At 71.0% G+C, this 13549-nt stretch carries 11 protein-coding genes; 9 read left to right on the top strand and 2 right to left on the bottom strand.

All coding sequences use genetic code 11. The annotated features are described in order from the left end of the window. Positions 1 to 96 precede the first annotated feature (96 nt). A complete protein-coding gene (locus J2S22_RS11675) occupies positions 97 to 1398 on the bottom strand; it encodes a GGDEF domain-containing protein (RefSeq protein WP_272776799.1) in 1302 nt (433 codons plus the stop codon). 223 nt (positions 1399 to 1621) lie between these two features. Between J2S22_RS11675 and J2S22_RS11670 the strand changes: the two genes are divergently transcribed. The 3 genes from J2S22_RS11670 (at position 1622) to J2S22_RS11660 (ending at position 4241) form a co-directional block, all read left to right on the top strand. Next, a complete protein-coding gene (locus J2S22_RS11670) occupies positions 1622 to 2749 on the top strand; it encodes an S-(hydroxymethyl)glutathione dehydrogenase/class III alcohol dehydrogenase (RefSeq protein ID WP_272776800.1) in 1128 nt (375 codons plus the stop codon). A gap of 210 nt (positions 2750 to 2959) precedes the next feature. Continuing rightward, entirely contained in the window at positions 2960 to 3262 is a 303-nt protein-coding gene (locus J2S22_RS11665; RefSeq protein WP_272776801.1) for a hypothetical protein, read from the top strand. 79 nt (positions 3263 to 3341) lie between these two features. Then, positions 3342 to 4241, top strand: a complete 900-nt coding sequence (locus tag J2S22_RS11660) for an NAD(P)/FAD-dependent oxidoreductase (RefSeq protein WP_272776802.1) — start codon at positions 3342 to 3344, stop codon at positions 4239 to 4241. Between the two features lie 6 nt (positions 4242 to 4247). Here the strand turns inward: J2S22_RS11660 and J2S22_RS11655 are convergent, their stop codons facing one another. Beyond that, the gene (locus J2S22_RS11655; protein WP_307155829.1) at positions 4248 to 6176 is read right to left on the bottom strand and encodes an FUSC family protein; all 1929 of its coding nucleotides are present in this window, start codon (positions 6174 to 6176) and stop codon (positions 4248 to 4250) included. Positions 6177 to 6415: 239 nt separating this feature from the next. On the opposite strand from J2S22_RS11655, the gene J2S22_RS11650 reads away from it, so the two are divergent. From J2S22_RS11650 to J2S22_RS11625, 6 genes are all read left to right on the top strand, one after another. Further along, positions 6416 to 7309 carry a LysR family transcriptional regulator gene (locus J2S22_RS11650; protein WP_272777734.1) on the top strand — a complete coding sequence of 298 codons (894 nt, stop codon included), beginning with the start codon at positions 6416 to 6418 and terminating at the stop codon, positions 7307 to 7309. Between the two features lie 256 nt (positions 7310 to 7565). After that, positions 7566 to 7958, top strand: a complete 393-nt coding sequence (locus J2S22_RS11645; RefSeq protein WP_272777735.1) for a UxaA family hydrolase — start codon at positions 7566 to 7568, stop codon at positions 7956 to 7958. A 35-nt stretch (positions 7959 to 7993) separates the two neighbouring features. After that, on the top strand, positions 7994 to 9154 hold the full coding sequence (locus J2S22_RS11640; RefSeq protein WP_272777736.1) for a UxaA family hydrolase: 1161 nt from the start codon (positions 7994 to 7996) through the stop codon (positions 9152 to 9154). An 11-nt stretch (positions 9155 to 9165) separates the two neighbouring features. After that, positions 9166 to 10422 carry a nickel pincer cofactor-dependent isomerase, group 22 gene (locus J2S22_RS11635; protein WP_272777737.1) on the top strand — a complete coding sequence of 419 codons (1257 nt, stop codon included), beginning with the start codon at positions 9166 to 9168 and terminating at the stop codon, positions 10420 to 10422. A 298-nt stretch (positions 10423 to 10720) separates the two neighbouring features. Beyond that, complete coding sequence (locus J2S22_RS11630) at positions 10721 to 12028, top strand: MFS transporter (protein WP_272777738.1); 1308 nt, start codon at positions 10721 to 10723, stop codon at positions 12026 to 12028. Positions 12029 to 12070: 42 nt separating this feature from the next. Beyond that, a complete protein-coding gene (locus tag J2S22_RS11625) occupies positions 12071 to 13261 on the top strand; it encodes a mandelate racemase/muconate lactonizing enzyme family protein (protein WP_272777739.1) in 1191 nt (396 codons plus the stop codon). The last annotated feature ends 288 nt before the right edge of the window (positions 13262 to 13549 follow it).

Here is a 13549-nt window from a genome sequence, read left to right as displayed (position 1 = left end):
AGCCCCGTTTTCGGTTGACTAAAACTTGCCGGCCTGGGTGCAACGTTTCGTCAACCATGCGGGCGGACCGGCTCAGCCATGCGAGGCGCCGGCCGGTCACGAGGCCGGCGCGGCGGAGCCGCGGGTCCTGCGTTCGGCCGCCTGGGCGGGCGTCCGGTGCGCGGTCGCCCCGTCGGGCCGGTCGTCGGCCGTGTCGCCGGGGCCGGCCGCGATGCGGCTCCTGCGGCGGAGGGCGACGAGCGCCGATTCCTCGTCCGGGCTCCACTCCACCCGGTTGCGGCCGTTCGCCTTGGCCGCGTAGAGGGCCCGGTCGGCGTTCCCCATCAGGGCGGTGAGCCGGCGGCCGGACGTCAGGGTGGTCGCCGCGCCGATGCTCACCGTCAGCCCGTCCTTGAATCCGTGGCGGCGGCTCTGCGCCGCGAACCGCACCCGGATCCGATCCGCCACCTGCACGGCCTCGAGGATGGAGGCGCCCGGCAGCAGGCAGGCGAACTCCTCGCCGCCGGTGCGGGCGAACAGGTCGGTGGGGCGCAGCAGGCCGTCCGTGGTGGTACAGAAGAACCGCAGCACGGCGTCGCCGGCGTCGTGGCCGAGCGTGTCGTTGATGCGCTTGAACAGGTCGAGGTCGATCATCAGCAGCGCGGTCGAACAGCCTTCGCCTGCGGCCCGGGTGAGAAGGCGCTCGCCGTGTTCGACGAAGGCGCGGCGGTTGGCGATGCCGGTCAGCGGATCGACGAGCGCGTCGTGCCGGAGCTGCAGCTCGAGCCGCTCCTTCACCATCGTGATGACCAGGAAGGCCATGCAGACGCCGTGCAGGAGCAGGGCGCCGACCCCGAGCGAGATCAGGACGCCCGCGTCCTCGGAGACGACCGGATAGACCAGCCGCTCGGCCAGGGGGAGGCGCAGGAGGTAGAGCAGCGCCTGGACCAGCATCAGCGCGATCACGGCCCAGCGCGACACCGGACGCGGCGGGCGGCCCCGCCAGTACTCCCACGGAATCAGCAGCGCGTAGACCAGGCCGATCGTCGCGAAGACCCGGATGCGCAGCACCGGCGTGCCGTAGAACGCCTCGCTCTGGCACAGCGCCACCCACACGATGGCCCCGAGGAGGGCCGCCCCGAGACGCGGGCGACGGCCCTCGAAGGCGCGGGCGCCGCACCACATCATGCCCAAGGCGGCGAGCCAGAGCGCGTTGCCGCCGACGATCGCCGCCGTGTCCGGAACGCTCCCGTGCAGGGCGATCAGGACGCCGCCGGTGACCTGGACGAGCGTGCCGCCGCCCCACCAGGCGAGCGTCGTCGCGTTGCGGTTCTGCAGCCAGGAGGCGAGCAGCATCAGGCCACTGACCGCAGTGGCGAAGGCGGCGACGGCATAGAGGGTCGGCAGGTCGATACGCATGGAAATCTGCCGGACACGGGCCGCGGCGGCGCTGCGGCGTGGCTGAAGGGTAGCCCATTCCGGTGAAAAGAGGGTTTTCTGAGGCCGAGGCGGAGCGACACGGTTTTTGGTTACCGAATCGTGGGCGGTCCGGGGTGGCCGGGCGCTCCCCGCCGGCTGGCCCGGCCCCGGGCGGCCCTGTATAGCTCGCCGGTCGGGTGCACGATTCGAAGGAGCGACACGGATGGACGTGAAGGCGGCAGTGGCGTTCGCGGCGGGCAAGCCGCTCACCGTGACGACGGTCCAGCTCGAGGGACCGCGCGACGGCGAGGTGCTGGTCGAGATCATGGCGACCGGCATCTGCCACACCGACGAGTTCACGCTCTCAGGCGCCGATCCGGAGGGCCTTTTCCCGGCCATTCTCGGCCACGAGGGCGCCGGCGTCGTGCGCGAGGTCGGCGCGGGCGTCACCTCGGTGAAGCCGGGCGACCACGTCATCCCGCTCTACACGCCCGAGTGCCGGCAGTGCCCCTCCTGCCTGTCGCGCAAGACCAACCTGTGCACGGCGATCCGCTCGACCCAGGGGCAGGGGCTGATGCCCGACGGCACCTCGCGCTTCTCGTTCGAGGGCCGGCCGATCCACCACTACATGGGCTGCTCGACCTTCGCCAACTTCACCGTGCTGCCCGAGATCGCGGTGGCGAAGATCCGCGAGGACGCGCCCTTCGACAAGGTCTGCTACATCGGCTGCGGCGTGACCACCGGCATCGGCGCGGTGATCAACACGGCCAAGGTCGAGCCGGGATCGACCGCGGTGGTGTTCGGGCTCGGCGGCATCGGCCTCAACGTCATCCAGGGCCTGCGCCTCGTCGGCGCCGACATGATCATCGGGGTCGACCTCAACAACGACAAGAAGGCGTGGGGCGAGCGCTTCGGCATGACGCACTTCGTCAATCCGAAGGAGATCGGTGGCGACCTCGTCCCGTATCTGGTGAACCTCACCAAGCGCGGGGCCGACCAGATCGGCGGCGCCGACTACACGTTCGACTGCACCGGCAACGTCACGGTGATGCGCCAGGCGCTGGAGTGCTGCCATCGCGGCTGGGGCGTCTCGGTGGTGATCGGCGTCGCCCCGGCCGGCGCCGAGATCCAGACGCGGCCGTTCCAGCTCGTCACCGGGCGGGTGTGGAAGGGCTCGGCCTTCGGCGGCGCCCGCGGCCGCACCGACGTGCCGCGGATCGTCGACTGGTACATGCAGGGCAAGATCGAGATCGACCCGATGATCACCCACACGATGCCGCTCGACGACATCAATGCCGGCTTCGACCTCATGCATGCGGGGAAGTCGATCCGCAGCGTGGTGGTGTACTGAGCCTTGCCGGTCGTCCCCGGGGGCGGCCCGCCAGGGCCGCGCCCGGGAGGCATCCTCCCCGTCCGTCGTGAGCCGGCGGCGCCGGAAGAGGCCGAACTTCGGTCCTGCAGTCTTCCCGCCCGCTTTTACCGTCCCTTACGAATTGCGTGAGATCATCGCCATGGCCGCGACCTCGGCCATCGCCCCGGCCTGCGGCGCCGGAGGCGTGCCATGACCCCTCAGTTCACCACCGACCCGTTCAGGCGCTTTCTCGACATCGCCGGCCTCGGGCTGCGGGCCCAGGCCGTGATCGCGATGCGCACCGTGCTGCTCGCCGGCGGCGGGCCGGCGGCGATCCGCGAGGCGCACCGGATGGTCGCCGAGAAGGTGGTCGCCGGGCTGGAGGCCGAGGCGGCCGCCATGCGGGCGCTGCTCGGCGGCGGCACCTTCGACGACGCGGCCGAGCAGGCGCTGGTGCCGGTGCGGCGCTGCGTCGAGGACAATGTCCGCCGCCTGACCCGTCCGCCGTACTGACGCCTGCACGACCGACGCCCGAACGACTGGCGGCGCCCGGCGTTGCCCTGCGGGAGCGCGGGCGGACGGGCGAGGCATCATGGCGGACGAGACGGCGGATTGCGTGATCGTCGGCGGCGGGCCGGCCGGGCTCACCGCGGCGATCTATCTGGCCCGCTTCCGCCGCAGCGTCGTGCTCTACGACGCCGGCGCCAGCCGGGCGGCGCTGATCCCGGAATCGCACAACTATCCGGGCTTCGCCGGCATCGCCGGGCCCGCCCTGCTGATGCGGCTGCGCGAGCAGGCCGAGCGCTACGGCGCCGACCTGCGCCACGGCGAGGTCGGGCGCCTGGTGCGGCCCGACGGGGTGTTCGAGGCGACCGTGGACGGCACGACCGTGCGGGCCCGCGCCGCCGTGATCGCCACCGGCATCGTCGACGACAGCCCGGACCTGCCCGCCCTGCAGGCGCTGGTGAAGGCGGCGCGGGTGCGCTACTGCCCGATCTGCGACGCCTACGAGGCGACCGACCGGTCGATCGGCGTCGTCGGCCCGGTCCGCCGCGCCGTCGCCAAGGCGCTGTTCCTGCGCACCTTCAGCCGCGCCGTCACGGTGCTGCCGCTCGATGCCGGCCGGCTCCCCGCGGCCGAGGCGGAGGACGCGGCCGCCGCCGGCCTGGCGATCGCGCCCGGCCCGGTCCGCGACCTGGTCCCGGCCGGCGACGGGATCGTCGCCACCGCGGCGGACGGCTCGCGCCGCGCCGTCGACGTGCTCTATCCGGCGATGGGGGCGCAGGCGCGCTCGGATCTCGCGCTGGCGCTGGGGGCCGACGCCACCGACGGCGGCTGCCTCACCGCCGACGGCAAGCAGCGGACCTCGGTGCCGATGCTGTTCGCGGCCGGCGACGTGACCACCGACCTGCACCAGATCAGCGTCGCCACCGGCCATGCCGCGATCGCCGCGACTGCGATCCACAACGCGCTGGCGCGGAACTTCCGCTGAGGCGGCTCAGGCCGGTGCCCCGAACCGGAACAGCGTCGCTCCGGCCCGCAGGGCGTCCGCGGCAGCGCCGGCGGCGCGGGCGAGGGCGAGGTCGTCGCGGGTGTCGGCGAGCGGGCCGATCCGCTCGGCCACCGCCAGCGGATCCTCCGAGAATCCGGCCAGCATGGTCAGCGCGCTTTCGGCGCGCGCGCGCATGGCGGGTGTCCGGCTGTCGTCGCGGGCGAGGCCGTGCAGGTCGATGACGGCGTGGCCGAGATTGAGGGCGGCGAGCAGGCCGCGCGGGGCGGCCTCGCCGAGGTCGCCGGCCCGGCGCAGATGCAGGAGGAGGCGCAGCATGCGGCGCGAGGCGTGCGGATCCCAGCCGGCCCGGGCGCCCGGCGCGGCGCGCGCGACCAGCGCCGCGACGTCGGACCGGATGGCGCGCGCCGCCTCGGCGGCGTGCTTCTCCGAGCGGCGCGGCATCAGCAGATGGCCGCCGCTGGCGAGGCCGGCGGCGACCACCAGGGCGAGGGAGTCGACCAGCACGGCCGGCGCACCGGCGGCCGGCAGGCCGGCCTGGCTCGCCAGCAGGAAGCACATGTTGAAGTCGAGCGCCGGGATCGCGGTCCTGGGGCTCGCGCGCAGGAGCGACCCGAAGAGGATGAACGGGAGCACCGAGGCGAGCACGGCCGGGACGGTCGGCACGACCGGCTGGACCGCCAGCCGATAGAGGATCGCGGCGAGCACGCCGGCGACGACCCCGCCGAACAGGAGCGGCGCGATCTTCTGGGGGGCCGGCATCGAGCCGAGCACCATGGAGAAGATGCAGATGCCGAGCGCGGTCAGCTCGGCCGCCGGGAAGCCGGTCGCCCAGCCGAGCAGGCCGGCCGCGAAGGTCGCCGAGCCGGCGGCGAGCCCGGTGTCGCGGGCCAGCCCCCAGTCGCGCCAGGGGGCGAGATAGCGCGCCTTGCGGCCGAACGAGGTGGCGTCCGCCGTTCCCGGCTCGGCGAACAGGGCCCGGTCGGCGGCGACGATCTGGTTCAGGGCGGCGGCGAGACGGCGCATCTCGGGCGGAGCGGCGAGGAGGTCGCCCTGCACGGGCGCCGGCGGCGGGCCGTCGCCGGGCGCCGCCCGCAGGCGCTCCGCCGCCGCCCGCAGCTGCGCCGCCACCCCGGCCGGCACCGGGTCGCCGCGCCGGATGCGGGCGCCGGCGCCGCGGCCGGCCGCCATGATCTCGATCGCCCCGGCGACCAGCGCGTTCACGTGACGCAGCCGCCGATAGCCCTCGACCGAGCCGGCCGACACCATCACGGCGAGCGCGTCGACGTCGGCGATCTCGCCCAGCACGGCGCGCTCGTCGGCCTGAGACGGCACGCCGGCCGTGCCCTCGGCCGCCGCGGCGGCGAACCCCACCGCATCGGCGGCGAGCTTGCGGGCGCGCCGGTAGAAGGCGTCGCGCCGCGAGCCGGGCGTGATCAGCCCCATCACCAGCGTCACCACCAGGACGCCGATGAAGGTGCATTCGACGCGGGCGACGGCGATCTCGGTCGCGTGCTGCGGCGCCAGCACCGAGGGCAGCACCACGACGGCCGCCGTCATGCCGACCATGAAGGCCCCGTAGGAATGGACCCCGCGCAGGATGTGGGTGAGGCCGGCCCCGACCGCGACCACGCAGGCGAGCAGCGCGAGCTCGACCACCGGATGCCCGGCCCGCACGACGGCGAAGCCGAGCGCGGCGCCGAGCGCGGTGCCGACCAGGCGATAGAAGGCGCGCTCGATCAGCAGGCCGCGCGACGCCTGCGCCACCACGAAGACCGGCATGGCGGCCCAGTAGGCGTTCTGGATGTGGAGGCTCGCCGCGATCGCGAAGGCGAGCCAGGCCGAGCCGGCGAGCCCGGCGGCATGGAGGAGGGCGGCGCGGTCGAGTCCCGACCAGCGCATCAGGGTCGCGAGCATGTGGGGTCCGGGGGTGGGTCAGCCGTATTGCTGCACCGCAACAAACTGGATCCGCCGGGGCGAGAACGCAAGTCCCCTCGGCGCGCGGGTGTCCGGCCGCTCCCGGCTGCCGCCGGATCGCCGCCCATGCAGGTGTCTCCACGGATAAACACGCCAGGGAGAGTCGCCTAGATTGGCCGCCCTCCCTCGCAGCCGTCGATCAGAACTTCCCCTGGGCTGCGCCGCGTCGCGAGTGCTGCATGAACATCTCCTATCGGCAGCTGGTGGCATTCCTCACCGTCGTCAACCTGCAGAGCTTCACGGCCGCGGCCGGGGTGCTGCACCTGACGCAGGGCGCCGTCAGCGCCCTGATCAAGGAGCTCGAGGACCAGTCGGGGTTCAAGCTCTTCGATCGCACCTCGCGTTCGGTGCGCCTGTCCAGCGCGGGCGAGGAGTTCCTTCCCTACGCGCTGCGCGCCGTCGAGCACTTCCGGGCCGCCCAGCGCTTCTGCGAGGATCTGCGCGAGCACCGCTCCGGCCAGGTGCGGGTCGCCGGCGCGCCGCTCATCGCGTGCACGCTGCTGCCGCGCATGATCTCCGCCTTCTCGCAGTCCTATCCGAACGTGACCGTCACCCCGATCGACGTGCCGATGGCCGAGCTGCAGGCGAGGGTGCGACGGGGCGATGCCGATTTCGGCCTCGGGCCGCAACGTGGGATCGATCCGGAGCTGACGGCCGACACGCTGTTCACGACGCCGGTGTCGGTCGTCTGCCGCCCGGATCACCCGTGCAACGGACGGACGACGACCTGGAAGGAGCTGCAGCGTCTCCCGGTCATCACCGTCGGCCAGGAGCACATGGACTATCACGCCATGGAGTTCGGCAGCAGCTTCACGGTGTCGCTGCTCGTCAATCACGTCGCCACCGCGCTCGGGCTCGCGGCGGTCGGGCGCGGGCTCGTGCTGTCGGGGCCGTACGTGTCGCAGCTCGCCTCGGCCTACGGGCTGGTGGTGTGCCCGCTGGTCGAGCCGGTCCTGCATCGCAAGATGATGATCTACGAGCACGCGAGCCGCGACCTGTCGCCGGCGGCGGCCGCCTTCAAGCAGTTCCTCAAGGATTACGTCGGCGCGAACGATCCGAATGCGGTTCATTGACCGCACACGTCGCGTCCTCGCCGCTCTGGGCCTCGTGCACCGCCGCGCCTGCATCGGCGCGCCCGTGATCCATTGGCCGTCCTATTCGATCGATCATCAATATTCGTTTCTCTTCGTTGATCGCCTTCGGGCATCATCGATCCACCCCCTTCGATGATCGTCGTGTCGGGACGCCGAGGCTCGACAGCGCGAGAAGGCCCGTCTTACGCCGGTTTCGACCGCGTCGCCGGTGCGGCGTCGCGGCGACGTCTTCTCCGTGCACGTCTCGCCGGTCCCGATGCGACGGCACAGCACCGCGTCGGCCCTCGCCGATGCCGAGCGTCGGCGGCCGCGCGGACCGACCGAATGGAGACGTGCGATGCAACGACACGCCATCGCGATCAAGATCCAGGACAACGTCGCGACGGCGCTGCGCCGTCTCGAAAAGGGCGAGACCGCGGAAGTCGGAGTCGGCGATCGGATCGTGTCGATCGTGCTGCGCGACGCGGTGGAGTTCGGACACAAGTTCGCCCTGCGCGACATCGCGCGGGGCGACGACATCGTCAAGTACGGCGAGGTCATCGGCCGGGCGACCGCGGACATTCCCGCGGGCGCGCACGCGCATGTGCAGAACATCGAGAGTCTGCGCGGCCGCGGCGACCTGGACTGACGGCCGGTCACGCCGCGCTCGGAAAGGATCACGACATGGACTTCATGGGGTACCGGCGGCCGGACGGCCGCGTCGGGACACGCAACTACGTCGGCGTGCTGTCGACGGTGGTGTGCGCCAACGAGGTGGCCGACGACATCGCCCGCCAGGTCGACGGCGCCGTCAGCTTCACCCATCATCAGGGCTGCTGCCAGACGCCGATCGACATCGCGCGCGTCACCGACACGCTCGTCGGGCTGGGCTCGAACCCGAACCTCGCCGCCGTGCTGCTCGTCAGCCTGGGCTGCGAGAGCACGGCGGTCGACGCCGTCGTCGCGCGTCTGCGCGGCACCGGCAAGCCGGTGGAGGTGATCGGGCTTCAGGACATCGGCGGCGCCGCGCGCACCCGGGCCGAGGGCGTGCTGATCGTCCAGGACATGGTCGCGCAGGCCTCGAAGCTCAGGCCGGAGCCGTGCGGGATCGAGCACATCGTGCTCGGCATGAAGTGCGGCAGCTCGGACACGACCCAAGGGCTGTCGGCGACGCCGACCATCGGGGTCGCGTCGGACACGATCGTGGCGGCCGGCGGCATCTCGATCCTCGGCGAGATCACCGAGTTCATCGGCGCCGAGCACATCGTCGCCCGGCACGCGGCGACGCCCGAGGTGGCGGCGCAGATTCTCTCCCTGGTCGACCGGATGGAGACGCGGGCCAAGGCGGTCGGGTGCGACATGCGCGGTGGCCAGCCGACCGGCGGCAACATCAAGGGCGGCCTGACGACCATCGAGGAGAAGTCGCTGGGCGCCATCGCCAAGGGCGGCACGGCGCCGATCCGGGCCGTCTACGAGTACGGGCAGCGGCCGGACGTGAAGGGACTCGTGGTGATGGATTCGCCGGGCCGCGAGCCGGAGATCCTCACCGGGCTCGCGGCGGCCGGCTGCAACGTCATCGTGTTCGCCACCGGTCGCGGCGCCCCGCAGGGATTTCCGTTCGTCCCGGTGATCAAGCTCACCGGCAACGAGCGCACCTGGACGCATCTGCGCGATCACATCGACATGTCGGTCGCCGGGATCATCGACGGGACGGAAAGCCTGCCGGCGGCCGGACAGCGGCTGGTCGAGCGTATTCTGGCGGTCGCCTCCGGCGAGCGCACCCGCGCCGAGATCACCGGCTACTCGCGCGCCATGGACATCTACGTCACCGGCCCGGTGATCTGAGGACGACGACTGTGGATTATCCGAAACTGGTGCGCATCTCCCAGCGTCTGGACGAGACGCGGGTCGCCGACATCGGCGCGACCGTGGCGGCCGAGATGCAGAGGATCGGGCTCGCCGGCCGCATCCGGGCCGGCGCCCGGGTGGCGATCACGGCCGGAAGCCGCGGCATCAAGGACATGACGGAGGTCCTGCGGGCCTGCGTCGCCGAGGTGAAGGCGGTCGGCGCCGTGCCGGTCGTCGTGCCGGCGATGGGCAGCCACGGCGGCGCGACCGCCGAGGGCCAGGCCGACATGCTGAGAGGACTCGGGGTGACCGAGGCGACGGTCGGAGCGCCGATCGTCTCCTCCATGGAGGTGGTCGACCTCGGCAGGACGGCGGACGGAGTCCCGGTCCTGTTCAGCCGCGACGCCATGGCGTGTGATCACGTCATCGTCGTCAACCGCATCAAGCCGCACACCGAGTTCAACGGGCGGATCGAGAGCGGCCTGGTCAAGATGATGGTGATCGGGCTCGGCAAGCATCGCGGCGCGATCGAGGCGCATCGCTGGGCCGTGCGGTACGGCTACGAGCGGACCCTCGTATCGGTCGCCCGCGTGATGCTCGAAAAGGCGCCGATCGCGCTCGGCATCGGCATCGTCGAGAACGGTCTCGGCCGGGCCGCCTGCATCCGGGCGGTCGCCCCGGACCGACTCGTCGAGGACGAGATGGAGCTCCTGGAGCACGCCAAGCGCACCTGTCCGCATCTGCCGTTCGACCGCCTCGACATCCTCGTGGTCGACGAGAGCGGCAAGGAGGTCAGCGGCTCCGGCATGGACACCAAGGTCGTCGGCCGCATCATGAACGTCTACGAGGCGCCGCTCGAGCATCCGCACATCACCCGGATCGTGCTGCGCGACCTCACCGAGACGTCGCACGGCAACGGCCTCGGCATCGGGCTCGCCGATTTCATCACCCGGCGGGTCGTCGACAAGCTCGATCGTGCCGCGACGCGCGTGAACTGCATCACGGCCGTCACGCCGGAGAAGGGGCGGCTGCCGATCGTCGGCGACACCGACCGGGCGGCCATCGACTACGCCTTCGCATCCGCCGGTCCGGTCACGGCCGAGGACGTGCGGCTCTGCTGGATTCGCAACACCGCCACGATGGACACCATGGTCGTGTCGACGGCGCTGCTCGACGAGGTCGCCGCCCGTCCGGGCCTCGCCGTGACGTCGGATCCGTTCGACATGGCCTTCGGACCGGAGGGCGACCTCCTGCGTCCCGCGTGAGAACGGGACGCCGGGACCGACGAGCCGCGCGCCGGCGTGACGCCCGGCGCGCGGCCGCGCCGTGTCTGCTCCGATCCGGCGCGCGGCGCACGTCGCACCGCGCGCGAGACGGCGCGTGCGCGCGCGACGAGACGGCCGCGGCCCGCCGATCCAATAGCCGCGTTATTAGGCGGATCATGATTATTCGTTTCTCACGTCGCATCGATCTGCCGCATCATTCACGCACCCCCTCATCTTCGCGACCGTCGTCCGGGACCGTGCGGCCCTGCGACGTGCGGTCGTCAACGAGGTGACCCCAATGTCGCATTTGGATACGTCTTCCAGCGGCGTCGCCGAGGCGGCGGAACGGCCGACCAAGACGCGGTTCGTTCTACTCGCGTGCCTGTTCATCGGAATCTTCATCGCCTATCTCGATCGCGTCAACGTGTCGGTTCTCGCCGCCAACGACACGTTCCTGACCGAGATGGGAATCAAGGGCATGCCGGTGCAGATCGGCATGATGATGTCGGTCTTCCTGGCGGCCTACGGCGTCTCCAACGTCGTGCTCAGCCCGATCGGCGACTATCTCGGGCCGCGCAAGGCGATGCTGCTGTGCATCCTGCTGTGGAACGTCTCGCTGCTCATCGGCGGCCTGGCGACGGTCTTCACGACGTTTCTCGTCAGCCGCGTCATTCTCGGCATCGGCGAGGGCACGTACTACCCGCTGCAGAGCCTGTTCGTGAAGAACTGGTTCCCGACGCAGGAGCGCGGCCGCGCCAACGCGACGTGGATCATCGGTCAGTCGCTCTCGCCGGCCATCGCGATGCCGCTGTTCACCTACGTGATCGGCGCCTTCGGCTGGCGGGAGAGCTTCCACCTGTGCTTCGTGCTGGGTCTCATCCCGCTGTTCATCCTGTGGCGCTACACCGCCGACACGCCGCGTGATCACAAGCGGATCAACAAGCTCGAGCTCGACCACATCGAGAGCGGGCAGGTGGCCGAGCGGCAGAAGGACGCCGCCGCCGGCAGCGACAAGCTCAGCCTGTTCGACCGCATTAAGCCGTTCGTGTTCAGCTACCGGTTCTGGCTGCTCGCCCTCTGGTACATCTGCCTGCAGTTCATGTACTGGGGCCTGGTGTCCTGGCTGCCCGTGTATCTGAAGACCGCACGCGGCTTCTCGTGGACCGAGATGGGATGGCTGGCCTCGCTGCCGTTCGTCTTCGGCATCCTCTTCAAGGCCGTGACCGGCTGGCTGATCGACCGCATCGGCCGCAACGCGCCGATCCTGTGCGGATCGATGCTGGTGTCCGGCATCTGCCTGTATGTCGGCGCCACGGCGCCGGACAAGTACGTCGCCGCCGTACTGCTCTCGCTCGCCACCGGTGTCTGCTCGATGGGCACGCCTGCCGCGTGGACGCTGCTGCAGAGCCTGGTGCCCGGAAAGTCGATGTCCACGGCGGGCGGCACGATGAACGGCATCGCCAACGGCCTGTCGGCCCTGTCGCCGGCCCTGATCGGCCTCTTCGTCGCGATGACGGGCGGCTACACGGGCGGCCTGATCTGCCTCGCCGTCGTCGCCGGCGTCGCCACCGTGTCCTCGGGCGTCCTGGCCGCCCAGAGGTACTGACGCGCACCGTCCGCGTCGCGAACCATTCGGAAGGAGACTGTCATGAAGATCACGAGCATCGACATCATCGATGTGGCCAACGACTTCCAGTCGGCGTCCAGCAAGTGGCGGCCGGTCTGCGTGCGCGTCAACACCGACGAGGGCATCTCCGGCTTCGGCGAGGTGGGTCTCGCCTACGGGGTCGGCGCCTCGGCCGGCTTCGGCATGGCCAAGGATCTGGCCGGCCTGCTGATCGGCATGAACCCGATGGACACCGAGGCCATCTGGGAGAAGATGTTCAAGAAGACGTTCTGGGGGCAGGGCGGCGGCACCGTGGTGTTCGCCGGCATGAGCGGCCTCGACATCGCCTGCTGGGACATCCGCGGCAAGGCGCTGAACGTTCCGCTCTACGTCCTGCTCGGCGGCAAGTCGCGCAGCCAGATCCGCACCTATGCGAGCCAGCTGCAGTTCGGCTGGGGGACCGGCAGCGACAAGTCTATGCTGATCGAGCCCGAGCATTACGCCGAGGCGGCCAGGATCGCGGTCGCCGAGGGCTTCGACGCGCTCAAGGTCGACACCGTCGCGATGGACGAGAAGGGCAACTGGAACAAGCGCTATCTCACCGGCCCGCTGCCCGACAAGGTGCTGCGGCTCGGCTACGACCGGCTCGTCGCCATGCGCGAGGCGGTCGGCCGCGACGTCGACATCATCGTCGAGATGCACGCCTTCACCGATACCATCTCGGCGATCCAGTTCGGCAAGATGATCGAGCCGCTCGGCGTCTTCTACTACGAGGAGCCGGTGATGCCGCTCAATCCCAAGCAGATGAAGAAGGTGGCGGACGCCGTGGCGGTGCCGATCGCGGCGGGCGAGCGCATCTACACCCGCTGGGGCTACCGGCCCTTCCTGGAGGACGGGTCGATCGACGTCATCCAGCCCGACATCTGCGTCGCCGGCGGCATCTCGGAGACCAAGAAGATCTGCGACATGGCGCATGTCTACGACGCCACCGTGCAGATCCACGTGTGCGGCGGCCCGATCTCCACGGCGGCGGCGCTGCACATGGAGGCGGCGATCCCCAACTTCGTCATCCACGAGCTGCACCGCTACGCGCTCCTGGAGCCGAACACCCGCACCTGCAAGTACGACTACAAGCCGAAGAACGGCATGTACGAGGTGCCGGAGCTGCCCGGCCTCGGCCAGGAGCTGACCGAGGAGACCATCAAGGCCTCGGTGGTCGAGACGGTGAAGTGAGCCGGTGACCTGATTCGCGGTCGCCGCGGCCCGTGACCCGGTGGACGGCGGTGCGGCGGAGGCCACGCCGCCCGCTCCCGGGCGAGGCCGCGGCACGCACCGCCGGCGCCGCGGATTTCCGCGCGGTGCCGGCGGTCGCGTCGGTCGCCCGCGGGATCCCGGCGGGGCGGCACGCGAGGGGTATCGGGTATAAAGGCGTGGATCGCCCATAACCGCGGGCGATCTGCCTCAAAAAGCATCGAAGAGTTGAAATAGGGGGTATAGGTCTTATATTTTCGTGCGGCGTGA

The sequence above is a fragment of the Rhodoplanes tepidamans genome, from assembly GCF_030813915.1.
GTDB lineage: Bacteria > Pseudomonadota > Alphaproteobacteria > Rhizobiales > Xanthobacteraceae > Rhodoplanes > Rhodoplanes tepidamans.
The sequence above is the reverse complement of the archived record's forward strand: the minus strand, read 5'-3'. Positions and strand labels throughout refer to the sequence as shown.